The 22,772-nt window shown below is 70.7% G+C and carries 21 protein-coding genes; 5 read left to right on the forward strand and 16 right to left on the reverse strand.

The features are described 5' to 3' along the window. Window positions 1–8: 8 nt before the first annotated feature. Entirely contained in the window at window positions 9–1,250 is a 1,242-nt protein-coding gene (locus BM144_RS11865) for a multifunctional CCA addition/repair protein (protein ID WP_092952419.1), read from the reverse strand. A 316-nt stretch (window positions 1,251–1,566) separates the two neighbouring features. Here BM144_RS11865 and BM144_RS22730 point away from each other — a divergent pair, with 316 nt between their 5' ends. Together BM144_RS22730 and BM144_RS11875 are read left to right on the forward strand one after the other, a co-directional pair. Then, a complete protein-coding gene (locus BM144_RS22730; protein ID WP_139225697.1) occupies window positions 1,567–2,289 on the forward strand; it encodes a hypothetical protein in 723 nt (240 codons plus the stop codon). A 249-nt stretch (window positions 2,290–2,538) separates the two neighbouring features. After that, complete coding sequence (locus tag BM144_RS11875) at window positions 2,539–3,000, forward strand: hypothetical protein (protein WP_092952424.1); 462 nt, start codon at window positions 2,539–2,541, stop codon at window positions 2,998–3,000. A 17-nt stretch (window positions 3,001–3,017) separates the two neighbouring features. On the opposite strand, the gene BM144_RS11880 is transcribed toward BM144_RS11875, so the two are convergent. Further along, window positions 3,018–3,704 carry a glutathione S-transferase family protein gene (locus BM144_RS11880; protein WP_092952426.1) on the reverse strand — a complete coding sequence of 229 codons (687 nt, stop codon included), beginning with the start codon at window positions 3,702–3,704 and terminating at the stop codon, window positions 3,018–3,020. A 297-nt stretch (window positions 3,705–4,001) separates the two neighbouring features. Here BM144_RS11880 and BM144_RS11885 point away from each other — a divergent pair, with 297 nt between their 5' ends. Further along, window positions 4,002–5,774 carry a diguanylate cyclase gene (locus BM144_RS11885; protein WP_245783634.1) on the forward strand — a complete coding sequence of 591 codons (1,773 nt, stop codon included), beginning with the start codon at window positions 4,002–4,004 and terminating at the stop codon, window positions 5,772–5,774. A 338-nt stretch (window positions 5,775–6,112) separates the two neighbouring features. On the opposite strand, the gene BM144_RS11890 is transcribed toward BM144_RS11885, so the two are convergent. Further along, a complete protein-coding gene (locus BM144_RS11890) occupies window positions 6,113–6,688 on the reverse strand; it encodes a 5-formyltetrahydrofolate cyclo-ligase (protein ID WP_092952430.1) in 576 nt (191 codons plus the stop codon). A 14-nt stretch (window positions 6,689–6,702) separates the two neighbouring features. Here BM144_RS11890 and BM144_RS11895 point away from each other — a divergent pair, with 14 nt between their 5' ends. Further along, window positions 6,703–8,688 carry a lytic transglycosylase domain-containing protein gene (locus BM144_RS11895; RefSeq protein ID WP_092952432.1) on the forward strand — a complete coding sequence of 662 codons (1,986 nt, stop codon included), beginning with the start codon at window positions 6,703–6,705 and terminating at the stop codon, window positions 8,686–8,688. A 257-nt stretch (window positions 8,689–8,945) separates the two neighbouring features. Here BM144_RS11895 and BM144_RS11900 read toward each other — a convergent pair whose 3' ends face one another. From BM144_RS11900 to BM144_RS11935, 8 genes are all read right to left on the reverse strand, one after another. Next, window positions 8,946–9,353, reverse strand: a complete 408-nt coding sequence (locus tag BM144_RS11900; protein WP_092952434.1) for a hypothetical protein — start codon at window positions 9,351–9,353, stop codon at window positions 8,946–8,948. Continuing rightward, complete coding sequence (locus BM144_RS11905) at window positions 9,353–10,234, reverse strand: DUF6402 family protein (RefSeq protein WP_092952436.1); 882 nt, start codon at window positions 10,232–10,234, stop codon at window positions 9,353–9,355. Before BM144_RS11905 ends, BM144_RS11900 begins: the two co-directional genes overlap by 1 nt. A 315-nt stretch (window positions 10,235–10,549) precedes the next feature. Continuing rightward, window positions 10,550–11,122 (reverse strand): cytochrome b/b6 domain-containing protein, encoded by a 573-nt coding sequence (locus tag BM144_RS11910; RefSeq protein ID WP_245783635.1) that lies wholly within the window; start codon window positions 11,120–11,122, stop codon window positions 10,550–10,552. Then, window positions 11,109–11,387, reverse strand: coding sequence for a PepSY domain-containing protein (locus BM144_RS11915; RefSeq protein WP_092952438.1), 279 nt, complete (start codon window positions 11,385–11,387; stop codon window positions 11,109–11,111). Before BM144_RS11915 ends, BM144_RS11910 begins: the two co-directional genes overlap by 14 nt. A gap of 54 nt (window positions 11,388–11,441) precedes the next feature. Further along, window positions 11,442–12,125, reverse strand: coding sequence for a Fe2+-dependent dioxygenase (locus tag BM144_RS11920; protein ID WP_092952440.1), 684 nt, complete (start codon window positions 12,123–12,125; stop codon window positions 11,442–11,444). Further along, a complete protein-coding gene (locus BM144_RS11925) occupies window positions 12,119–13,273 on the reverse strand; it encodes an alpha-hydroxy acid oxidase (RefSeq protein ID WP_092952442.1) in 1,155 nt (384 codons plus the stop codon). The genes BM144_RS11920 and BM144_RS11925 overlap by 7 nt, the downstream gene beginning before the upstream one ends. Before the next feature lie 100 nt (window positions 13,274–13,373). Continuing rightward, window positions 13,374–15,701, reverse strand: a complete 2,328-nt coding sequence (locus BM144_RS11930) for a TonB-dependent receptor (protein ID WP_092952444.1) — start codon at window positions 15,699–15,701, stop codon at window positions 13,374–13,376. 230 nt (window positions 15,702–15,931) lie between these two features. Beyond that, window positions 15,932–16,900, reverse strand: coding sequence for an MBL fold metallo-hydrolase (locus tag BM144_RS11935; RefSeq protein WP_092952446.1), 969 nt, complete (start codon window positions 16,898–16,900; stop codon window positions 15,932–15,934). A gap of 223 nt (window positions 16,901–17,123) precedes the next feature. On the opposite strand from BM144_RS11935, the gene BM144_RS11940 reads away from it, so the two are divergent. Further along, window positions 17,124–17,648 (forward strand): DUF6622 family protein, encoded by a 525-nt coding sequence (locus tag BM144_RS11940; protein WP_092952448.1) that lies wholly within the window; start codon window positions 17,124–17,126, stop codon window positions 17,646–17,648. A gap of 7 nt (window positions 17,649–17,655) precedes the next feature. Here BM144_RS11940 and rbsD read toward each other — a convergent pair whose 3' ends face one another. The 5 genes from rbsD to BM144_RS11965 are packed head-to-tail and all read right to left on the reverse strand — an operon-like array spanning window position 17,656 to window position 22,705. Continuing rightward, window positions 17,656–18,048 (reverse strand): D-ribose pyranase, encoded by a 393-nt coding sequence (rbsD, locus tag BM144_RS11945; protein ID WP_092952450.1) that lies wholly within the window; start codon window positions 18,046–18,048, stop codon window positions 17,656–17,658. Next, window positions 18,045–19,022, reverse strand: coding sequence for a ribokinase (gene rbsK, locus BM144_RS11950; RefSeq protein WP_092952452.1), 978 nt, complete (start codon window positions 19,020–19,022; stop codon window positions 18,045–18,047). The genes rbsD and rbsK overlap by 4 nt, the downstream gene beginning before the upstream one ends. Beyond that, a complete protein-coding gene (locus tag BM144_RS11955; RefSeq protein WP_092952454.1) occupies window positions 19,019–20,080 on the reverse strand; it encodes a LacI family DNA-binding transcriptional regulator in 1,062 nt (353 codons plus the stop codon). Before BM144_RS11955 ends, rbsK begins: the two co-directional genes overlap by 4 nt. Before the next feature lie 16 nt (window positions 20,081–20,096). Continuing rightward, window positions 20,097–21,092, reverse strand: a complete 996-nt coding sequence (locus BM144_RS11960; protein WP_092952456.1) for an ABC transporter permease — start codon at window positions 21,090–21,092, stop codon at window positions 20,097–20,099. Beyond that, the gene (locus BM144_RS11965; RefSeq protein WP_175526006.1) at window positions 21,089–22,705 is read right to left on the reverse strand and encodes a sugar ABC transporter ATP-binding protein; all 1,617 of its coding nucleotides are present in this window, start codon (window positions 22,703–22,705) and stop codon (window positions 21,089–21,091) included. The genes BM144_RS11960 and BM144_RS11965 overlap by 4 nt, the downstream gene beginning before the upstream one ends. Between the last annotated feature and the right edge of the window lie 67 nt (window positions 22,706–22,772).

The following is a 22,772-nucleotide window of genomic DNA, read 5'->3' on the forward strand; positions in this document are numbered from 1 at the left end:
GCCGGCCTTCACACCGAAGCGGGCAAGGCGCCCACCGCCTCGGTGCGCGCGCGGCGTATCCATTCGCCGACCTGCGGCCCTGCTGCGCCGCGCGCCTGTGCCTGCGCGGCCACGCTGGCGGTGTCCACCGAGCGCGCGGCCTCCAGCACGCGCAGCAGGCGCTCGCGCGCAGGGTAGGGGCGCTCCTCGAATCCGAGCCGGCCGCGCGCGTCGCACTCGCAGGCGAGCAGCACGTCGGCGAAGCGCGCCGGCTTGCGCAGCGCGTCGCAGCGCTCCAGCAGTCGCACCAGGGCGGCGGCGTTCAGCTCGCCGCTGCGGTGGATGTTGCCGTGCTCGCGCGCCACCACGTCGGCGGTCTCCCGGCATTCGGCCGGCACGCGCAGGCGTTCGCAGACCCCGGCCAGCAGATCGGCACTGCGCTGCTCGTGGCCGATGTGGCGCGGCAGCACGTCGGCGGGCGTGGTGCCCTTGCCGAGGTCATGGGCCAGGCAGGCGAAGCGCACGGCGAGCGGAGCCCGCAGGCGCGCGGCCATGTCCAGCACCATCATCACGTGCACACCGGTGTCCACCTCGGGGTGGTATTCGGCGCGTTGCGGCACGCCCCAGAGGCGGTCCACCTCGGGCAGCAGCACGGCCAGAGCGCCGCAGTCGCGCAGCACGCCGAACATGCGCGACGGCGCGGCCTCCATGAGCCCCCGGGCGATCTCCTGCCAGACGCGCTCGGGCACGAGGTCGGACGCCTCGCCGGCCTCCACCATTTCGCGCATCAGTGCCATCGTCTCGGGCGCGACCGTGAAATCGGTGAAGCGCGCGGCGAAGCGCGCCACGCGCAGGATGCGCACGGGGTCCTCGCGGAACGCATCGGTCACGTGGCGCAGCACGCGCGCCTGCAGGTCGCGCTCGCCGCCATAGGGGTCAAAAAGCTCCCATGCCGCCGAATCCATTGGGATTGCTGCTATTGAATTGATAGTGAGGTCGCGGCGCGAGAGATCCTGCTCCAGCGTCACGCCGGGATCGGCGTCCACCACGAAGCCACGGTAGCCGCGGCCGCTCTTGCGCTCGGTGCGCGCCAGGGCGTATTCCTCGCGCGTCTCGGGGTGGAGGAACACCGGGAAATCGCGCCCCACGGGCAGGAAGCCGCGCGCCACCATCGCGTCCGGCGTGGCGCCCACCACCACCCAGTCGCGGTCGTTCACCGGGCGGCCCAGAAGCCGGTCGCGCACGGCGCCGCCCACCATGTAGATCTGCATGCGGGGCAGTGTACGTTGGGAGGCTGTTCGCTGGCTGCGGGTCCGGTAGTCCCGTTGCTGCCATGGTGATGGCCGGATCGGGGGGCGGGTCGGCCTGCCGAGCAGCCTGCCCGACGGGTCAGTGTGGGAAACGGCGGCGTCGGTTCGTGCAGATGCGGACCTTTTCGCTCTGCTTCGTTGTCAACGCCGTGCTGGCAGCCATGCTACAGGAAGTCTGCATTAAGGTAGGTAGCCAATCATGGGCTCAAGTTCTTCGAAATTGGATGGACATTCCAATGTCACTGTCCGTAGATCAGACTCCCCGGGGAGTTCAAGCGTGCCATTTGAGCGTTCGCCATCGAAGCGTGCAGACACCCATGCCGATGCGCATCTCGGATATTTAAGCAATTTAAGCCGCAGCAGGCCCGAACATCCTGGCACCGGGGCTGCGAGTCCTCAGCGGCAGCAGACTTCAGCGCTACTGCTGACACGGCGAGGCAACGCGCCTGAAATGCGGCAGGCGGTCACAGACGTCCTCAAGTTTGTGCGGGAAACCTATTACAAACCCAATCTGAAGTCGGGCAACAAGGTGAAGGCCGAAGGTGGACCTGCTGAGGAACGTCGTCAGATGTTGGCGACAAAAGAGGTTGAGCGGATTCGTGACGAAGAGGATGAACTCGCTGCCACCATGGCGGGCAAGGCGCACCAATGTGGAGAGTTGACGCTTCTGGCGATGCATCACCTGAAGGAGCGTGGGCTGGAAGCCCAAAGCCTCCTTCTTGGCGGAGACGAAGAGGACGCGGTACACGAAGTCGCCATCATCGGCCCGGCTTCGAATCCTTTGCCTGCGGACATGACGACTTGGCATCCGGACGTTTATGTCTGCGATCCCTGGTGCAATATCGCGTGCAGTGCCAGGGAGTATCCAAAGGAGTTCGCCTCAAAGATGGTGAAGTGGGAAAAGGCCGGCAAACTGGTAGGCAATCCACCAGAGGGCTTCGTTCTGCCTACCGATAAGAATTGGGTAGACGCTGTTTTGGAAGGCCGAAAAATGCTCTAGACGGCACCTCAGCGATCTGAACGTACGAGTGAGCTGGTGGTTTCTACAAGCTGCTGTGCGGTGTCTGCCAGGACTGGAGCCGGCGGCCTTTGGTGGCTAGGTTTGGGGGCTCCCGGCTGGGTCCGCTGCGGGCAGGTTCGAACATCGAGTCGGCCTATGACCTAGGCAAATCCTCGAGGTCGCGTATGCCGACACAAGCGTAGTAGCCTGGGGCGTATAGTCGTCAGCGCTTTTCCTATCACCCTCTCAATGTCCCTCTCCTCCTCGCTCACGATCGCCCAGATGAACCCCGACGGCAGCGTGCCGGTGCCCGAGTCGCCGGATGCCGCGGCCAACGCGGCCGTGGAGGCGCTGCGGCGCGAGGAGGCGGTGGAGGCGCTGACGGAGCGCATGCAGGCGCTGCAGGAGGTGCTGGACAAGCCGCTCAGCGAGATCCTGGCCGAGCGCGACCGTTTCAAGGAGACGGCGGCCGCGTGGGATGCCTTCGCCGCGATGTGGGTGCTGTCGCAGCGCGCCATGCGCCACGTGGCCATGGAACTGGCCGCGGCGCAGGGCGTGGCCGAGGAGACGGTTGTGGCGCGTGCGCTGGCGCGCGCCAACCAGGTGCTCAATACCGAGGACGAAGACCTGGGCGGCTCCATCGCCCCAGCGCAAATGGCGCACATCGCGCGGCACCGGCCGTTCCTGCGCAAGCAGTTCCGGCCGGGCTGAGCATCCGCCCGCCGGGCTCAGCGGCGCAGCCGGTAGGGTTCTTCGAAATCCAGGAAGTCCTGCTCGGCCAGGGCGTCGTCGATCCACGCCTTCACGCCGGGACGTGCGCGCACCGTCTGCACGTAGGCGGCGATGGGTTCGGGCAGCGGCAGGGCGTAGGTGTGCAGGCGCATGCACACGGGCGCGAAGAATGCGTCGGCGATGGTGAACTGCGTGCCGAAGAGCAGCGGCCCGCCGTGCTGGCGCAGCAGCCCGCCCCACATGTCCACCAGGCGCTGCACGTCGGCGCGCACGTCGGCGCGGTCGCGCCAGAGCAGGGCGCCCACGTCGGGCAGGTGGGCCTCGATGTTCATGGGGCAGGCGCCGCGCAGGGCGGTGAACCCGCTGTGCATCTCGGCGGCGATGCTGCGCGCACAGGCGCGGGCGGCAGGGTCCTGCGGCCACAGGCCCTTGTCCGGGTGCGTTTCCGCCGCGTACTCGGCAATGGCGAGCGTGTCCCAGACGGTGATTCCGCCATCCACCAGCACGGGCACCTTGCCGGTGGGGCTCACCGGCTGCAGGGTCTGCTTGAAGCGCGAGCCGGGCTCGAAGCTGTCGAAGCGCACGCGCACCTCTTCGAACGGGATGCCGGCTTCGCGCAGCAGCACCCACGGGCGCATGGACCAGGACGAGTAATTCTTGTTGCCGATGTAGAGCTGGAGCATGGTGCAGACCGCTGGAGGGAACAGAAGGGATGCCGATGCTAGGGGAGCCGGCGCCGCCTGCCAATGCCGTCTGGCCCCTGCATTGATACGCGGAGCGCATCAATGCGGAAATGGAACGCCGCCACGCGGGGCGTGGTGCGGGCAGGTGGGTGCGGCACAATCCGCCGCGGCCCCGCGCCCCCTTTTTCTTCCCGCCGTTTCCTCCTGTTGTCTGCGCCCTTGCGAGGGCGCGCCGTGCCGCCGGTGTCTTCCGCCTTTTCTGCGCCATTTTCCGGGCCCGCCCGGGCCCTGCGCCTCGTGCTGCTGTGCGTCCTGTCGTGCCTGCTGTGGCCGACCCTGGCGCTGGCCACCGCCGCTGCGGCTTCGGGCACCGTGCCGGCGGTGCTCGCCCTGCGGGATGGCGGGGTCGATCTTGTCCCGCACATGGAGGTGCTGGAGGATGCCGGCCGCCAGTGGGGGATCGACGATGTCCGCGCGCCAGGGCCGGCGGGCCGGTTCACACACCCCGAGAACCCGCTGCAGGGCGCCGAGGCCGACCGCGTGCTGTGGTTCCGCGTGCAGATGCGCCTGGCCGACCCGGCGGATGCCGCGCGCGAATGGCTGCTGGTCGTGCCCACTGTCTCCACGCATGAACTGCGCTTCTACGGACCGTTCGGCGCCGACGGGCGCGCACTGGCGCCCCCCGTGGTCACGGGCATGCGCCACCCGTGGGCGACGCGGCCGGCGGGCTCCGAGCAGATGGCCTGGCGCTTCCGCCTGCCGGACGCGCAGACCTACACGGCGTATTTCCGGGTGGAATCCACCTTCGCCCGCTTCTACGCCGCGAGGGCCTGGGACCTCGCGGCCTACCTGGAGGGCACGCAGGACAAGCGCATGTTCGACGGCGCCTGCTACGGCCTGCTGGCGGGGCTGCTGGTGTTCAGCCTCGCGATGCTGCTGGTGTTCCGCGAGGGGATCTATGCGTGGTATTCGCTCTCGTGCCTGTGCGCGCTGCTGGCCCTGGCCGGCTTCAACGGGCACACGCTGCGCTACCCGTTCGCGCACTGGCCGGCCGCGGCGGGGCTGACCTACGCGCTCGCGCCGCCCCTCTGGGCGATCTCCAAGCTGATGTTCGGGCGCCATTTGCTGCGCCTTGCGCACTATGCGCCGCGCCTGGACCGGCTGGTGCTGGCGCTGGTCGCCGCCCTGGCGGCGGCCACGGTGTACGGGTTCGCCGGCTCGCATCCGCTGTGGCTGTTCCGTGCGGTGCAGGCGTCGGTGATGGTCTCCACCGTGGTGCTGGCCGCAGGGGCGCTGATCGCGATGCGGCGGCGCTACTGGCCGGCCGTGTTCTATTGCATCGGCATCGTGGTGCTGCTGCTGGGGATCTGCGCCATCATCGTCGCAAGCTGGGGCTGGGTGGTGTGGACCCCCGGCCAGATGGACCTGACGCAGGCCGCGCTCGTGGCCGAATCGGTGGTGTTCGCGGCCGCGATGGCCTCGCGGGTGCGCATGCTGCGCGTGTCGGAGCAGGCCCTGGGCCAGCGCACGCGCGAGCTGGTCGAGGTGCTGGGCACCGATGCGCTCACCGGCGCCGCCAACCGCGCGGGCCTGGCGCGGCGTGCCGGCGCGGCGCTGGAGGCGGGCCAGCCGTTCGCGCTCATGCTGCTCGACCTCGACGGCTTCAAGGCCGTGAACGACACCCACGGCCACGCGGCCGGCGATGCGGTGCTGGTGGCCCTGGTGCAGCGCCTGCGTGCCACGCTGCGCGCCGATGACCTCGTGGCGCGCCTGGGCGGCGACGAGTTCGCCGTGCTGCTGGCCGGCGCTCCCCCGCGCGCGGCGCTCGCGGCCAAGGCCCGCGCCATGGCCCAGGCCGTGGCCGTGCCGCTCGACTTCGAAGGCCGCAGCCTGTCCGTGGGCCTCAGCGTGGGCATCGCCCGCACCCCGGACGACGGCCACACCCTGGAAGCGCTGCTGCGCGCCGCCGACACCGCCATGTACGCCAGCAAGCGCCGGGGCCCGGCCGACCGCGCCGAATCCTTCGCCTTCGCGAGCGACCTGGCGCCGCCGCATTGCCGGTGTCCTTGAAGTCTGAGGCGATTCGGGGTCAAGAGCGATGGCGGGGCGAGCGCTCCCGGGCCAGCGCAGGGCTTCACCCGTCAGAGGGCCGCGGAGCAGGCCACGCCAGCTGACGCCGCGGAACCGGCTCCGCCGGGCCGCTGGCGTCGTCCCCCTGGGGGGAAAACGCCGAAGCGGTCAAATTCCGAGAGCGATGGCGGGGCGAGCGCTTCCGGGCCAGCGCAGGGTTTCACCCGTCAGAGGGCCGCGGAGCAGGCCACGCCAGCAGACGCCGCGGAACCGGCTCCGCCGGGCCGCTGGCGTCGTCCCCCTGGGGGGAAGGCGCCGAAGGCGACTCAGGGGGGATCTCACTTCACCGGCCAGACCACCCCGTTGTCGTTCAGGATCGCGTCCAGCGGCAGGTCGTGCGGCTCGGGGTCGAAATCCTCCAGGAAGCCGTGCGTGAAGCCCAGGCCCACGGTGGTGGGCTGCGGCTGCAGCGTGGCCAGCGTGCGGTCGTAGAAGCCGCCGCCATACCCTAGGCGGTAGCCGCCGGGACCGTAGCCCACGCAGGGCACGAAGAGCAGGGTGGGCACGATGACCTCGGTGTCCTTGGGCTTGGGGATGCCGTAGGCGTCTTCCTCCATGGGGCAGCCGGGGTACCAGACATGGAAGGTGAGGGTCTTGTGTTCCTTGTTGACCACGGGCAGGCCGATGCGGCGGCGCTGGGGTTCGTCCAGCAGTTCGCCATCTTCCTTCCAGCGGTGCAGGGCGGGCAGGGGATCGAACTCGCCCTTGATCGGCCAATAGGCGCCGATGGAGATGTCCGGCCGGTCCACCAGCCAAATGCGCATCACGCGCTGCAGCAGGTCGGCCCGCTGTAGGCGGTCCGGCAGGTTCAGGCGTTCCTCGATCAATGCGCGTCGCAGGGCTGCTTTGTCCATCACATAATTCCCCAATGCAATTGCTCACGATTCTGACACCGCTGGTGGCCGCCGCCGTGTTCGCGGTCGCCACGCCGCCTGCCTTGGCGCAACAAAACCGGGGCGACGACGCCCTGCTGCAGATGCAGCAGGCCTACCGCAAGGGCGACCGCGCGCGGCTCGCCCAGCTGCTGCCCGACCTGCGCGGCCACGTGCTGGAGCCGTGGGGCGCCTACTGGGAACTGCGCGCGCGCCTCGACCAGGCCACCCCGCAGGAGGTGGCGGCCTTCCTGCAGCGCTTCGCGGGCACCTACCAGGAAGACCGGCTGCGCAACGACTGGCTGCTGCTGCTCGGCCAGCGGCGCGACTGGGCGCAGTTCAGCGAGCTGCACCCCCTCTACCGCATGAACGACGACCGCGAGGTGCGCTGCTACGCGCTGCTGGTGGACCAGATCAAGGGCAGCGCCCCGGCCGGCGCGGCCGACGAGGTGCTGCGCAACTGGTATGCGCTGCGCGAGGCCGACGACGGCTGCACGCATGCCGCGGCCGAATTCCTGGCCGACAAGCGCATCAACGCCATGGACGTGTGGCGCAAGGCGCGGCTGGCCGCCGAGGCCAACCGGGCGCGCGTGACCCGCAATGCGGTGGAGATCGTGGCGCCCGATGCGCTGCCGATGCTGCGCGAGGTGTTCGATGCGCCGGTCAAGTTCCTCGCCGGCCGTGCCACGGCGCCGGGCCGCGTGCGGCAGGAGCTGGTGGTGCTGGCCCTCATCAAGATGGCGATGGCCGACCATGCCGCCGCCGCGCGGCTGCTGGATGCCAAGTGGGGCGTGCAGCTCAGCCCCGAGGAGCGCAACTGGGTCTGGGGCGTGATCGGCAAGCAGGCGGCCATCGCGCTCTCGCCGGACGCCATGGGGTATTTCGGCAACGTCACCAAGGATGGCGACCTGAACGACGACATGCTGGGCTGGAAGGTGCGCGCCGCTCTGCGCGCCGGCCAGTGGAAGGTGGTGGCCCGCGCCATCGACGCCATGGGCCCGGCGGCCCGCCAGGACAGCACCTGGACCTACTGGCGCGCCCGGGTCCACCTCTCCAACCGCCCGGGCGACGAAGACCGCGCCAAGGCACGCGAACTGCTCGAGCGCATCGCCGGCCCCGGCGGCTTCTACGAGCAGCTGGCGCTGGAGGAACTGGGCCAGCGTGTCACCGCTCCGCTCGCGCCCCTGCCGCCCACGGCGGAAGAGAAGGCGGCGGCGCGCGCCAACCCGGGCTTCGTGCGCAGCCTCTACGCCATCGGGCTGGGGCTGCGGCACGAGGGCGTGCGCGAGTGGAACTACACCGCCAACCTGCACACGCCGGGCGGCCTGGGCGACCGCGAGCTGCTGGCCGCCGCCGACCTCGCCTGCCAGCGCGAGATCTGGGACCGCTGCATCAACACCAGCGAGCGCACCAGGGCCGTTGCCGACATGTCGCAGCGCTTCCCGATGCCGTTCCGCAGCGCCGTCGTGGCACGCGCGCAGTCCATCGGGCTGGACCCGGCCTACGTGTACGGCCTCATCCGGCAGGAGAGCCGCTTCATCATGGACGCCCGCTCGGGCGTGGGGGCCTCGGGGCTGATGCAGGTCATGCCCGCCACGGCGCGCTGGACGGCGCGCAAGATCGGCATGACCGGCTTCACGCCCGAGCAGATCAACGACCGCGACACCAACATCGCCATCGGCACGGCCTACCTGAAGCTCGCGCTCGACGATTTCGACGGCTCCATGCCCATGGCCGCCGCGGCCTACAACGCGGGGCCCGGCCGGCCGCGCAACTGGCGCAACGGGCCGGTGCTCGATGCCGCGATCTGGGCCGAGAACATCCCGTTCGCCGAAACGCGCGACTACGTGAAGAAGGTGCTCTCCAACACCACGATGTACGCGGCCATCCTCACGGGCCAGCCCCAGTCGCTCAAATCGCGCCTGGGCACGGTGGGCCCGCGCGACGCCGCCACGCCGGACCCGAGCCGCGAGCTGCCGTGAAGTCCATGCCCCGGGGAGTGGGGCGCAGGGCGATCGCATCCGAATCCTCGGCCCGCAAGCAATGAGAGAAACTCCAGCAGCGCACCCGCCGCCACGAAGGGGTGGGATGCGATGGCCTGGACAGCCCAGTGATTCGCTATTTATTTGATAGCAAATAAACGAGGTTTTCCGCCGGCATGGAGGCGAAACCACTGGATTGCCGATATCCAGCCCAATGCATGCCGGACTGGGGCACCGCCCTTTGCCGGGCGCGATCTTCAGGGCTTGGTGGTGGGGCAGCCCGGTATCTGCGCCGCTTCCGTGCATTCCGATGGGATGTTTTCAAAGACGATCCCCGGGCTGACATAGACCTTGTTGGCTTGCACGGGCGGGTCGAGTTGCCAGTCGATTCCGCTGCCGCCCGAAAGATCGACCACCTTGCTTTCCCCAAGCAACTCTTTGGGGTCCACCCGGTACAGGCGGACGATGGCTGGATCCCTCTGGTCGTAATGCACGATGCGCTGCCATAGCGATGCATCGTAGATCTCCAGCCGATAGACAGAGTGGGGGCTGTTGTAGGTCATGAAAAGCGTTGGCCTGGTCGCATGCCAGCCCAACACCACGCAGGCATTCAATGCCAGGCACCAGACGATGCAGGGCACGTTCTTGAGATCGGACAGTTTCATCACCACTCCAACTTGATCGGAAAAGGAAGGCGCAGGCGGTGTACGTCGGAGACGACCATGAAATCCCCGCCTCGGCCATGCAGCGCACGCCATTGCCTGAAATGCTGGTTCTGCACCAAATAACTCTGGCGGCTTGCCTCGTCGGCGTCGGCGTACATCCATTGCGCATCGATGGGGATGTCCAGGGCGGACCGAGGGCTGCGCTTCACACCACGCGGTCCCCAGAAGCCCAGCGGCTGCGACAGGAAGGAATCGTCGTTGAAGTCATAGGAGTCGCGCAGGTAGAAGCCCAACTCGTCGATTGCGATGGCGGCCCTGTATGGCCCCTTGGGCGTCACCAGGCCCGACACCGCGATCTTGAGCGTCGCCTCGCCCATGGCGCCATAGAAGTCGTCCATGGGGTCGGTGAAGCGGCCTACGTTCAGAAAATTCACTTGGCAGGTGTCGTCCAAGACCTTGGCCGGCTGGTCCAGGTTGCCGAAACGCCAGGGCCGGGCACGTCCCCCTGTTTGTCGTGTGACCTTACTCTGCAGCTCCACCATTGCGGCAGGACTGTGCCATTGCGCCTGCAATCTCGACACCGCGGCCTGCACACGGGCAAAGCCCAATGCCCATCCCATGGTGACCGTGTTTTCTTCCAGTTGCCACGCAGGCAGTTGGTGTAGCTCGTTTGGCGACTGGCTGCGCTTTATCGGCCGACTGATCGCGAACCCCGCCCCTCTGAACCACCGGTCCATCAACGCTGCCGCCACCGGCCACCCCAGGCGCGAGCGCATCACGCCCGGAATGTCATCGAGCTGGAAGCGCCGGGTCTTGGGCGGCAATTTCTTTTCGAGTTCCGCGCGCGTGCGCTCCCTGTCCACATGGACGATATCGTTCACTGGCCTCTCCCCCCGCTTGGGTTTCCTCGTTTTTACGGGACCGGATTCTCAAGGGAAAAGCGGCCGGGCACGGAGAGAAGTCACGGTTTTTTGGTGACTACGGGTAACGTTTGAGCCGATGAGGCGGGCGCCGGCGGGGAGCCCTGCGCGGCGCCGTGCCCGAGCCTGTCTGGCTGCTCTAGGGGGCCATCGGGTTGGATGTGGATGCGATTGCCCTGTGGCGGGGTATAGATTGCTATGAAAATAATAGCGAACTATTCAATGGATCCGGCGGCATGGAGCCGATATGGCTCCAAGCCAGGATCCGATGCCCCGTCAGGCGACGTCATCGCCCCGCGGCGGCGCCTTGCGCCCGGTGAGCATGGCCCGCACGAGGTTCTCGCGCTGTTCCAGGCTGGTCCAGGCCACACCGGCCACGTGCAGGGCGGCCAGGCCCAGCAGCGTCCAGCCCAGGCCTTCGTGCAGCAGCGCGAGCCAGCCGTAGCCCCAGAACATGTCGGTGGTGTAGAGCCAGCCCGTGAAGCCCAGTAGGGCGATGCAGGCCAGCAGCGCCACCACCATCCAGCCGCCCAGGGGGTTGTGGCCCAGGTGGCGCGGCGCCCGGCCCTGGCCCACGGCGCGCGCATAGGCCCAGGTGGCGCGCGGGCCCCGCACGAACTGCGCGAAGCGCGCGTACCGCCCGCCCGCGAAGCCCCAGGCCGTGCGCGCCACGGCGATGGCCAGCGCCGCATAGCCGAGGTTCTCGTGCAGCGGGCCCAGCCGGCTGCGCGTGATCCAGGCCGCGGCCACGGCGGCCACCAGCGACCAATGCAGCAGCCGCACGGCCGCATCCCAGATGCGCAGCCCCGGGGCCGGCGGCGGCGCCTCGGGGGGCTTATTTTTCTTCAACGCGTTCCAGCGTCTTGGGATCGAAGAAGGCTTCCACGCGCTTGCCCTGCGGGTCCTTGCCGTAGACCTCGTAGCAGGTGGTGGTCTTTTCCATGCGGCGCACGGTCCAGCCTTCCTTGGTGAGCTTCTCGTGCAGCTCGGTGTGCGGGCGCCATTCGGCCTTCTCGCGCGCGGGGCACTGCACGTCGCCGTGGGCCCAGGCGCCGGAGGCGGCCAGGGCGAGGATCGCGGCCGTGGCCGCGCGCAGCAGGGGGAGTGGTCTCATGGGGGCTCCTTGGAAGGGTTGGGAAGAAAAGGAAAAGAAGGACGGCGCGGCGGCTCAGGTGCGCGCCCAGCGGCGCAGCAGGTTGTGGTACACGCCCGTGAGCTGCAGCAGGCGTGGGTCGGAAGCCTCCACCAGGGGGGTGAGGCGCTGGATGGACTGGTCCAGGTCGAACAGCAGGGTGCGCTCGCCTTCGTCCGCCACGAGGCTTTCGATCCAGAGGAAGGAGGCGATGCGCGCGCCGCGCGTGACGGGCGTCACGCGGTGCAGGCTGGTGGAGGGGTAGAGCACCAGGTCGCCGGCTTCGAGCTTCACGCTCTGTACGCCGAAGGGGCCTTCGATCTCCAGCTCGCCGCCGTCGTATTCGCCGGGCTCGGCCAGGAAGAGCGTGGCCGAGACGTCGGTGCGCATGGGCTGCAGCGTGCCGGGCAGGTGCATGACGGCGCTGTCCACATGGGCGCCGTAGGTGCCGCCGTCGGCATAGCGGTTGAACTTCGGGGGGTAGATCGTGCGCGGCAGCGCGGCGGAGACGAAGGTCGGGTGCTGCCCCAGCGCGCGCAGGATGCGGTGGCCCAGCTCCACGGCGAGGGGGCTGCCGTCCTCCAACTGCTGGTTCTGCTTCACGGCCCGTGCCAGCGTGCCGGCCGTGGCGGCGCCGCCCTGCCAGGCCGCGGCGTCGAGCCGCTCGCGGAAATGGCGCACTTCGTCCTTGTCCAGGAGGCGGTCGATGGTGATCAGCATGGCGTGTCGTCGGAAGGGAAAAGGAAGAAAGGCGGCGGCTGGGCCACCAGCGCGCCGGGCCCGATGTCGGCCACCGTGGCGCAACCGGCCAGGGCCATGCAGGCCTGCAGTTCCTCGGCCAGCAGTTGCAGCATGTGGGCCACGCCGAGCGCGCCGGCCACCGCCAGCGCATAGACCTGCAGCCGGCCCACGAGCACGGCATCGGCGCCCAGCGCCAGCGCCTTGAAAACGTCGGTGCCGCTGCGGATGCCGCCATCGAACAGCACGGGGAACGCGGCGCCCACGGCTGCGCGCACGGCCGGCAGCATCTGCAGCGTGGCGGGCGCGCCGTCGAGCCCGCGGCCGCCGTGGTTGGAGACGACGATGCCGGCCGCGCCGCGTGCCTGCAGCGCGCGGGCGTCGTCCGGGTGCTGCACGCCCTTGACCCACACGGGCAGGCGCGACTGCGCGAGCAGCCAGTCCAGGTCGTCCCAGGTGGGGGCGGCGTGCATGGCGTGGAAAACGCGGCCCTGGCCCGGCGCAGGCGGCGGCAGCTCGGTGGGCGCGCAGCCGGCGAGGTTCGCGGCGGTGCAGTCGGCCGGCATGCAGAAGCCCGCCTCCAGCGCGCGGCGGCTCGCGGTCTGGATGGCGGCGTCCAGCGTGACGACGATGGCGCGGTAGCCCGCGGCCTCGGCACGCCTCAGCAGGCCGAGCGTGTCGTCCCGCCGGGGCTGGAAGTAGAGCTGGAACCAGCGCGGCGCGGGCCCGCAGGACTGCGCGATGGCCTCCAGCGGCTGCGACGAGAGCGTGCTCGCGATGAGGCAGGTGCCCGTGGCGCCGGCCGCGCGCGCGGTGCCCAGCTCGCCCAGCGGATGGGCGAGCCGCTGGAAGGCCACGGGCGCGAGCGCGATCGGGTGCTCCCAGGCCTCGCCGCCCACGGTGGCGCGCAGGTGCCCGTGGCGCACGTCGCGCAGCAGCCGCTGCGGCACGGCCCAGGCCGCGAAGGCGCGGGCATTGGCGGCCACGGTCAGGTCGTGCCCGCTGCCGCCCGCCACGTAGGCGAGCCGGGCCGCGTCCAGGTGGCGCGGCGCGAGCAGCGCATAGTCGATCGCGTTGTGCACGCCGGGCGGGATGCGCTCCGGTGCGGAGGGGGAAGGGGCGGGGCTCATCGATGGATGTCTGGGGGGCGTGGGCGCGCCGCGGAAAAAGCGAATGCCGGGCAGAGCCCGGCATTGGATCAGACCGCGGTCGCCGTTGCCAGCGCCGGCATCAGAACTCGTAGTCGAGCGTGACGCGCACCGCGCGGCCGTCGCCCTTGTAGAGGAACGAGCCCGAGCGGTAGACGGCCGTGTAGTAGTCCTTGTCGGTGGCGTTCAGCACGTTCAGGCGGACGTCGGCGTGCTTGTTGATGCGGTAGGACGCGAACAGGTCGTACACCGTGAACGACGGCACCGGCTGCGAGCAGACGCCGTTGCTGTAGCCCGCGCCCGTGTCGGGCTGGCCGCCGCAGCGCTTGCTCTCGCGGCGCGCGGTGGCGCCGAGGGCGATGGCCGGCGTGATCTGGTACTTGCCCTGCACCGAGAACGAACGGTCGGCGAAGTTGGACAGCGGCAGGCCCACGTTCGTGGCCGTGGCGGACTTCAGCACCTTGGACTTCATGAAGGCCATGCCGGCCTGCACGGTGAACTGGCTCGTCACGTTGCCCACGAGGCCGAATTCGACGCCGCGCACGCGGTTCTTGCCGGTGTTGAAGGTGCCCACGGAGTCGTAGTTGGCGCCTTCCATCACGTCGGACTTGGTGGTCTGGAACGCGGCGGCCGTGAACAGCAGCTTGTCGTCCAGCAGGTTCCATTTGGTGCCGATCTCGAAGTTGCGCGAGGTCTCGGGCTTGGCGCCCGCGGCGTTGCCGTTGTAGACCACGAGGCCGCCGTAGCCGCTGCTGGTGCCGGTGTCGGATTCGCCGCCGTTGATGTCCTGCGCGGAGCCGAAGCTCGCGTAGACCATGCCCATCGGGTTGATCTTGTAGGAGATGCCCAGGTGGCCGTTCAGCAGCGTGTCGGTGTAGCTGTAATTGCCGGTCTGCGCGGCCGTGGTGGCGTTGCGCGTGACGAGGCTGAAGTCGGTGTAGTCGGCGCGCACGCCGCCGAACACGGTCCACTTGTCCGTCAGGTCCACGGTGTCCATGGCGCTGAGCGCGAAGCTCTTGACCTGCCAGTCGTTGGCCCACTGCGTCTGCGCGATGCGGCGGCCCATGACCGAGTTCAGGCCCGGGGTGATGGCGCCCGTGGGGCCCGACAGGCAGAACGCCGTGTTGGCGCCCGCGCCGGCCTGGGTGCGGCAGTTGAACGCGCCCGTGTTGGTGACGGCGTAGTTGCCGCGCTTGACCTGGTGGTCGGTGTATTCGAGCCCGAAGATGAATTCGTTCTTCTTGCCGGCGATCTGCGTGTCCCACCGCAGGTTGGTCTGGTGCGCGAAGTACTTCACTTCCTGCCAGCCGTTGTGCGTGCTGAGCGAGGCGCTCGCGAACGGCGCGCCCGTGCTGGTGTAGCGCGTGCCGCCCGAGGCGCCGGTGACCACGTAGCCGTTCTCCGACTGGCCGTAGCGCGTGAGGCTGGTGAGGGTCTTGTCCGGGGCGATCTTCCACTTGATGCGGGCGGTGAGCGCGTCCACGTCGGAGTTCTGGAAGTCCTGGTCCTGCGCGTAGACCGGCACGCCGTTGGCCGGGAAGCGGTTGGGCACGGTGCCCACGAGGTAGCTGCCGAGGTCGGGGTGCTTGTCCTTGGCGCGCAGGCCGTAGTAGTCGAGCGTCACCGACAGGGTGGGGTCCACTTCCCACAGGCCCGACAGCGCGAGGCCGTCGCGGCGGCGCTTGGAGGGGTCGCGGTCCGGCACGCCTTCGTTGCTGGTCAGTGCGTTGGCGCGCAGCGCGAACTGGTCGGTGAAGCCCTTGTTCACGTCCAGCGTGGCGCGGCGGTAGTGGTCGGTGCCCGCACCCACGGAGATGCGCGAGAAGTCGTAGTCGAGCGTGGCCTGCTTGGTGATCGCGTTGATCGCGCCGCCGGCCGAGCCGCGGCCCGCGAACGTGGAGTTCGGGCCCTTGGTGATCTCGAGCTGCTCGATGGCGAAGCTCTCGCGCGTGGTCATGCCGGGGTCGCGCAGGCCGTCCACGAACACGTCGCTGCGCGCTTCCTGGCCGCGGATGATGTAGCGGTCGCCGAAGGCGTTGCCGTTCTCGCCCGTGCCCAGCGTGATGCCGGGCTGGGCCGCGAGGATCTGCTTCAAGTCGGTGAAGCCGGAGTCGTCGATGGCGGCCTTGGTCACCACCGAGATGGTCTGGGGCGTTTCCGCCAGCGGACGCGTGTGGCGCACGTCGGCGGAAGTCTTGGCCTTGTAGGGCGCGCCGACTTCGGCATTGGGATTCGGGTCGATGGCCTGTTCCTGCACGGTCACCGTGGGCATGGTGCGGGTGTCGGCGGCGGGGGCCGTCTGTGCCAGCGCGGCCAGCGGCAGCAGCGCCATGGTGGACAGGCCGGCGGCAGCCATGCCTTCGCCGAGGCGCAGGCTGCGGGGTTTCTTGATCGCGCTGGTGTGTTTCATATTGTGTGGATGGCAAAAAACGGTCGCAATTATTGATGCGAATCACTCTTGTTCAGTTGCCATGCCTGCGGAAAGTGATCCGCATCGCCCCCTGTCGAGCGCTGTCCTGTCGGCTCTGCGCAACACATTCTTCAGTGCGGAAAGATTGCGCCGGCCATCGGGGCCGGCTGGCGCGGGCCCGGGCGTTCTCGGGGCCTGGCAGGCCCGCGCGGGGCCGGGGCCGGTGCAGCTCAGGCGTTGTGCAGCATGTCGCCGTCGCGCGTGGCGGCCCCGCTGCGCAGCAGGTCCTGCACCAGGGCGTCCTGCCAGTCCGCGCGGGGCTGGCCGGCGAAATGGCCCGCGTGCAGCGTGCCGAAATAGGGCGTGGCCAGCGCCCAGGCGTGGAGCCGGTCCAGCGGCACGCTCTGCCATTCGAGCAGCTTGTACTTGAGCAGCACCTTCGCGGCGTAGAGCGCGTGCCGTGCCGGGTCGCGCACGTAGCCGTCGAGGCGGCGGCGCGCGGTGTCCAGCGCGCGGCCGACGTCCGTGAACACCCCGCCGTGCCCCGGCACCACGGTGCGCGGCGCGAGGGCGGAGATCAGGTCCAGCGTGGCGGCCACGTCGTCGAAGGCGTGCTCGCCCTCCAACTCCGGGAAGACCACGCCGAAGCCGTTCTCCCAGAGCGCATCGGCCGAGAGCAGCACGCGGTATTCCGGCTCGAACAGCACCACGGAGTGCGTGTCGTGGCCGGGCGCGGCATGCACCTGCCAGTCGTGCGCGCCCAGGCGCACGGTGCTGCCGGGCGCGAGCACGCCGTCCATGCGGAAAGGCGGGCAGTCCTGCCCGGTGGGGGTGTAGCTGAGGGCTTCGGGGTTCCACGTGCGCACGTGCGCAGCCTGCCCGGGCGGGACGAGCGTGCGCGCCGCGGGCCACGCCTGCTGCAGCGCCGCGTTGCCCCCGCAATGGTCGCTGTGCAGGTGGGTGTTGGCGATCAGAGAGAGCGGCCGGCCCGCCAGCGCCGCGCCCACCAGCGCCACCGTCTGCGGTGCGTGGGCGCAGTAGCCCGTATCGACGATCGCGGCGCCGTCCCTGTCACCGTCACCGTCCACGCCCAGGCAGAGGATGTTGTTGGCGGAGAGCCAGCCGCGCTCCAGCACCACGGTGCCCGGCGGCAGGCGCGGCGCGGCGGTGCCGACGGGTTGGGGTGGGGGGATGTGCATGGGAAGACGTTCCTGCCGCCGCGCCCGCCCGGCCCTGGCAGGGCCGCCGTGGGCCGGGGGGCTCCGCGCTCATGGCGCAAAGTATGGCACCGGCTACCGCCGTCCATCCATCCGGCGCAACCCTTCGCGCCCTGGCGGCGCAGCCCGTCGCCCGGCGCTGGCCCGCAGGGCCCGGGAACGCGACAGTGGCCTGCCGCGTCGTTGCGCTTCACCAGGAAATCCCATGACCTTCGTCGTCTCCATGCTCCGGGCCACGCCTGCCTGGGTCTTCGTCTTGCTGGCCGTGCTGACCGGGCTGGGCCTGCGGCAGGCGCGCCCGTTCCGCACGCCCCTGTGGCGGGCCCTGCTGCTGCCGGCTTTCCTGGCGGCTTTCTCTCTGTACGGGATGGCGGTGGCCCACCGCGGGCAGCCCGCCGCCTGGGCCGCCTGGGCCGTCGCGGCGGTGGCCGCCGCGGCCGCCGTGCTGTCGCGGCCCGCGCCCGCCGGCCTCCGCTTCGACCCGGCGGACGCGGTCTTCCACGGGCCCGGGAGTTTCCGGCCGCTGCTGCTGATGCTCGGCATCTTCTGCACCAAGTACACCGTGGCCGTGGTGCTGGCCTTGCAGCCGGCGATGGCGCACCACCCGGTGTTCGCCACCGCGACCAGCCTGCTCTACGGCATCTTCACGGGGGTCAGCGCGGGACGGGCGCTGCACCTGTGGGACCTGTGGCGGTCCGCGCGCGGCGGCGCGCTACCGGACGGGGCCTGAGGGGGGGTCAGAACGTCACGCCCGCGCAGAGGATGACGTTCGCATAGGGCGTGCACTCGCCGGTCCGCACCACGGCGCGCGCACCGCGGGTGAGGCGCTTGAATTCCTCGTGGGACAGGGCCTGTGGCGCCACGGGCAGCGCGGCGGCCCACGCGGGCAGGGCCCCGCCCGCGCGCTCCATCGCCTCGGTGGCGACGAGCGCCCGCTCCACCTGCATCTCCGAGAGCACGGCGCGCAGCACGTCGGCCACCGCCGGCAGGCCGGGGGTGACGGCCAGGTCGATGCGGCGCGGGCCCTCGGGGATGGGCAGGCCGGCGTCGCCGATGACGAGCATGTCGCCATGGCCGAGCGTGGCGATGGCGTGGGAGAGTTCGGCGTGCAGCAGGGCGGTGCGTTTCATGCGGTGCGGCTCCAGTCGGGGGGCAGGGGGCTGGCAAGGGTTTCGGCGAGCGTGGGGATGGAGGGCTGCGCGCCCGGGCGCGTGACGCACAGCGCGGCGGCGCGGATGCCCGTCTGCACGGCCAGGTCGAGCGATTCGCCGCGCGCCAGCGCCACGGTGAGCGCGCCCAGGAAGGTGTCGCCCGCGGCGGTGGTGTCCACGGCCTGCACGCGCAGGCCCGGGTGGTGGCGGCAGCCGTCGCTGTCGCTGGCCACGGCGCCGGCGGCGCCGAGCGTCACGACCACGCGGCGCGGGCCGCGCGCGCGCAGCAGCCGGGCCGCGTGGGCGGCGTCGTCGGGCGTCTCCACGTCGCAGCCGGCGAACAGCGCGGCCTCGACCTCGTTGGCCACGAGCGTGTCCACCAGCGGCCAGAGCGCGTCCGGCATGGGCTGCATGGGCGAGGGGTTGAGCACCACGGGGCAGGCCAGCCGCTGCGCCAGCCCGGCGGCGGCCACCACCTGGGCGAGCGGCACCTCGAACTGCAGCAGCAGGTTGCTGGCGCCCTGCAGCACCGCGCCCAGGGCCGCGCTGTCGAGCTGGAAGCGGCCGTTGGCGCCGGCCACCACGACGATGCGGTTCTGCGCCGTGGCGTCCACCGTGATGGCGGCCACGCCGGTGGGCGCGGCGGGGTCGGTCTGCACTTCGGCGTGGCCGATGCCGTCGGCCTCCAGCGCAGCGCGCAGTGCCTGGCCGTGCGCGTCGTTGCCCACGCGGCCCAGCAGCTGCACGCGGGCTCCCTGGCGGGCGCAGGCCACGGCCTGGTTGCCGCCCTTGCCGCCGGGGATGTGGTCCAGCGATTCGGCCATCACGGTCTCGCCCGCGCCGGGGGCGCGCGCCACGCGCAGCACGATGTCCATGTTGAGGCTGCCCACCACGGCGATGCGCGGAGCGTCCGCGGAAGCGGTGGGGGCGGAAAAGGCGTGCGGTTCGGTCATGCGGGAATCGGGGGAAGGGGGCGGCCGCGCGCGGCCGCCGGGGGGGCACCGGCGGTCGCGAAGACCGCGGTGGAGGCACGCAGCCTCAGCTCGGGCTGCAGCAGCACCTGGCGCTGCTCGCGCCGCGCGCCGTCGATGCGTTCGAGCAACATGTCCACGGCGAGCGCGCCGATCTGTTGCTTGGGCTGGGACACGGTGGTGAGCGGCGGGCTGGTGAAGGCGGCGAGTTCGATGTCGTCGAAGCCCACGACCGACAGCGCCTCGGGCACGCGCACCCCGCGTTCGTGGGCCGCGCAGAGCGCACCGATGGCCATGAGGTCGTTGCCCACGAACACCGCCGTGGGCGCCCGGGCAGAAGCCAGCACGGCCTGCATGGCCTCGTAGCCGCCCTGGCTGGTGAAGTCGCCGTGCCAGAGCAGGCCGTCCGCGCCCACGCCGGCCTCGGCCAGCGCATCGCGCCAGCCGGCGATGCGCTGTTCGCTGGGCGCCAGGCCCGCGGGCCCGCCGATGCAGGCGATGCGCCGATGGCCCAGCCACAGCAGGTGCCGCGTGGCGAGCATGCCGCCCTGGCGGTGCGCGGTCTCTACCAGGTCGCAGGGCTGCTCGGGCACCTCGATCTCGCGGTCCACCAGCACGGTGGGCACGCCCAGGCCTTCGAGCTGCCGCGCCAGGGTGGCGTCCTGCCCCGTGGAGACGACGATCAGCCCGTCGATGCGCCGCTCGGCCAGCACCTGCAGGTACGAGCCCTGGCGGTGCGCCTCGTCGTGCGTGTTGCACAGGATCAGGTTGTAGCCCGCGCCGAAGCAGCGGTTCTCGACGCTGTGCACCACTTCCGCGAAATACGGGTTGGAGCTGTTGGGGATCAGCATCCCCAGCGTGCGCGTGTGGTTGCTCTTGAGGCTGCGGGCGATCGCGCTGGGCACGTAGCCCAGGTCGCGCACGGCCGCCTCCACGCGGGCGCGGCCCTCGTCGCTCACGTGGCGCGTGCCGTTGATCACATGGGAGACGGTGGTGACGGAGACACCCGCCTGCCGGGCCACGTCCTTGATGGTCGCCATGCTTGGGGCGCCGGCGTCAGACGGCCGCGCGGCGCTGCCGCAGCGTGTCGATGATGACGGCGGCCACGATCACGCAGCCGGTGATGATGCGCTTGCTCGGCTCGCTCGCGCCGATCTGCGCGAGGCCCGCTTCGAGCACGGCGATGATGAGCACCCCGAAGGCCGTGTTCACCACCGAGCCGCGTCCGCCCATGAGGCTGGTGCCGCCGATCACCACGGCGGCGATCACCTGCAGCTCCATGCCGGCGCCGGCATTGGGGTCGGCCGCCTCGAGGCGCGCCGACTGCATGAGGCCCGCCAGGCCGGCCAGCAGGCCGGTGAGGGCGAACACCGCGATGCGGATGGGGCGCGGGTCCACGCCGGCCAGGCGCATGGCTTCCTCGTTGGTGCCGATGCCGACCATGCAGCGCCCGAACACCGACCGCGAAAGCACCAGCTGCGCCACCACCACGATGAGCAGCGCCACGCCGAACGCCACCGACACGCCGGCCACCACGGGCGCGGCCAGCCAGGAGATCGCATCGCCCACGTACTGGGTGCGCGAATCCGTCACCAGGTAGGCGCTGCCGCGCACGGCCTCCAGCATGCCCAGCGAGACGATGAACGAGGGCAGCCGCCATGCCACCGATACGGCGCCCGTGATGGTGCCGCAGACGAGGCCGGTGGCCAGCGCCAGCGCCGCGGCGGCGGGCACGCTCCAGCCCCACTGCAGGATGGCCGCGGCCGAGGTGGCGGCCGCCAGCGCCATCACCGAACCCACCGACAGGTCGATGCCCGCGATGATGAGCACGAAGGTCATGCCCACCGCCATCACGGCCAGCGCGGGGATCTCGTTGGCGATGGTGACGAAGGTGTCCACGCTCCAGAAATATTCGGAGAGCCACGAGAACAGCGCCACCATGCCGATCAGCACGGCGGCGAGGCCCAGGTAGGTGCCCAGCTGCGTGCGCCAGAGCGGCGCGGCGGGCGCGGCGGGGGCGGTGGGATGGGGGGTGGGTTGGGCGGTGGTCATGCGGGGGCGGAAGAAGAAGTGGGGGCGGAACCGGCGGCGGCGGGATCCGTGTCGGAGAACGCGGCGGCCAGCAGCGACTGCTCGGTCCATTCGCCGCGCTCGAACACGGCGACCAGCCGGCCGCCGCTCATCACGCCGATGCGGTCGGCCATGGCCATGAGTTCGCGCAGGTCGGACGACACCATCAGCAGCGCGCGGCCTTCGGCGGCCATGCGGTCGAGTTCGGCATACAGGTCGGCGCGCGCGCCCACGTCCACGCCGCGCGTGGGCTCGTCCAGCAGCAGCACGCGGCCGTCGCGGTGCAGCCACCGTGCGAACACCACCTTCTGCTGGTTGCCGCCCGAGAGCTGGCCCACGGGCTGCTCCGGGCCGCGGCAGCGCACGCGCAGCGTGCGGATGAAGCCCTGCACCACGGCGCTCTCGTGCGCGCGGCGCAGCCAGCCGCCGCGCGAGACGGCCGAGAGATCGGAGAGCGTGGCGTTCACGCGGATCGGCTGGGTGAGCAGCAGGCCCTGCGATTTGCGGTCCTCGCTCACCAGGCCGATGCCGGCGGCGATGGCCGCCAGCGGCGAGCGGAAGCCGCGCGCGTAGGTGCGGCCGCCGGTGCTGCCGGGGTGTTGGTTTGATATTGTTTTTGTAGCAATCTTTTCAATGGATCCGGCGGCATGGAGCCCCTGGGGCTCGGAATCGTTCGCCAGCGTCAGGCTGCCCCGGTCGGCGCGGTCGGCGCCGAACAGCAGGCGCAGCAGCTCGGTGCGGCCCGAGCCCACCAGCCCCGCGATGCCAAACACCTCGCCCGCGCGCAGCGTGAGGCTCACGTCCTGCACGGCGGTGCCGCGGCCGATGCCGTCCACGCGCATCACCACGGGGCCGGCCGCGCGGCGCGGGCGGTGCTCCAGGTCGCTCACGGCGCGGCCCACCATGCGCTGCACGAGGTCGGCCTCGGTGAGCCCGGCCATGGGGCGCGCATCCACGAGCGCGCCGTCGCGCAGCACGGCCACGCGGTCGGCGATGCGGCGCAGCTCTTCGAGCCGGTGCGATACGTAGATGATCGCCACGCCGCGCGCCGTGAGCCGCGCGATCTGCTCGAAGAGATAGTTCGTCTCGCGCGGCGTGAGCATGGCCGTGGGCTCGTCCAGCACGAGGATGCGTGTGTCGTCCTGCAGGTTGCGCGCGATCTCCACCATCTGCTGCTGGCCGATGCCCAGCCGCGCCACCGGCGTGGCGGGGTCGATGCCGGTGAGACCGATCTTGGCGAGCTGCGCGCGCGCCGCGCCGTGCAGCGCGTTGCGGCGCAGCCAGCCCAGGCGGTGCGGCAGCCGGCCCATGAAGAGGTTCTCGGCCACGGTCAGCGTGGGCACGAGGCCCAGCTCCTGCATGACCATGCGCACGCCCTGGCGCTCCGCGTCGCGGCGCGACAGGGGGGCGTAGGGCTCGCCCGCCAGGCGCAGGCCGCCGCGCGTGGCCGGCTCCAGCCCGCAGAGGATCTTGGAGAGCGTGCTCTTGCCCGCCCCGTTCTCGCCGGTGAGCGCGAGCACCTCGCCGGCGTGCAGCGACAGCGTCACGCCGTGCAGCACGGTGGTGGTGTGGTAGTCCTTGCCCACGCCCAGCATCTCGAGCAGGGGCGGGGGCACGGGCGTGGGAGCGGCGGTGTGCGGAGGGAGGTCGGCCACGGTGAGC

Source organism: Paracidovorax konjaci, assembly GCF_900112675.1.
GTDB lineage: Bacteria > Pseudomonadota > Gammaproteobacteria > Burkholderiales > Burkholderiaceae_C > Paracidovorax > Paracidovorax konjaci.

Coding starts and splice junctions, on each gene's coding strand:
- BM144_RS11955 (WP_092952454.1), bottom strand. CDS start 20,080: ATGGCGACCATCAAGGACGTGGCCCGGCAGGCGGGTGTCTCCGTCACC.
- BM144_RS11920 (WP_092952440.1), bottom strand. CDS start 12,125: ATGCTGATCACCATCGACCGCCTCCTGGACAAGGACGAAGTGCGCCAT.
- BM144_RS11930 (WP_092952444.1), bottom strand. CDS start 15,701: ATGAAACACACCAGCGCGATCAAGAAACCCCGCAGCCTGCGCCTCGGC.
- BM144_RS11915 (WP_092952438.1), bottom strand. CDS start 11,387: ATGAGACCACTCCCCCTGCTGCGCGCGGCCACGGCCGCGATCCTCGCC.
- BM144_RS11875 (WP_092952424.1), top strand. CDS start 2,539: ATGTCCCTCTCCTCCTCGCTCACGATCGCCCAGATGAACCCCGACGGC.
- BM144_RS11880 (WP_092952426.1), bottom strand. CDS start 3,704: ATGCTCCAGCTCTACATCGGCAACAAGAATTACTCGTCCTGGTCCATG.
- rbsD (WP_092952450.1), bottom strand. CDS start 18,048: ATGAAACGCACCGCCCTGCTGCACGCCGAACTCTCCCACGCCATCGCC.
- BM144_RS11935 (WP_092952446.1), bottom strand. CDS start 16,900: ATGCACATCCCCCCACCCCAACCCGTCGGCACCGCCGCGCCGCGCCTG.
- rbsK (WP_092952452.1), bottom strand. CDS start 19,022: ATGACCGAACCGCACGCCTTTTCCGCCCCCACCGCTTCCGCGGACGCT.
- BM144_RS11925 (WP_092952442.1), bottom strand. CDS start 13,273: ATGAGCCCCGCCCCTTCCCCCTCCGCACCGGAGCGCATCCCGCCCGGC.
- BM144_RS11900 (WP_092952434.1), bottom strand. CDS start 9,353: ATGAAACTGTCCGATCTCAAGAACGTGCCCTGCATCGTCTGGTGCCTG.
- BM144_RS11965 (WP_175526006.1), bottom strand. CDS start 22,705: ATGCTGGGCGTGGGCAAGGACTACCACACCACCACCGTGCTGCACGGC.
- BM144_RS11940 (WP_092952448.1), top strand. CDS start 17,124: ATGACCTTCGTCGTCTCCATGCTCCGGGCCACGCCTGCCTGGGTCTTC.
- BM144_RS11890 (WP_092952430.1), bottom strand. CDS start 6,688: ATGGACAAAGCAGCCCTGCGACGCGCATTGATCGAGGAACGCCTGAAC.
- BM144_RS11960 (WP_092952456.1), bottom strand. CDS start 21,092: ATGACCACCGCCCAACCCACCCCCCATCCCACCGCCCCCGCCGCGCCC.
- BM144_RS11865 (WP_092952419.1), bottom strand. CDS start 1,250: ATGCAGATCTACATGGTGGGCGGCGCCGTGCGCGACCGGCTTCTGGGC.
- BM144_RS11895 (WP_092952432.1), top strand. CDS start 6,703: ATGCAATTGCTCACGATTCTGACACCGCTGGTGGCCGCCGCCGTGTTC.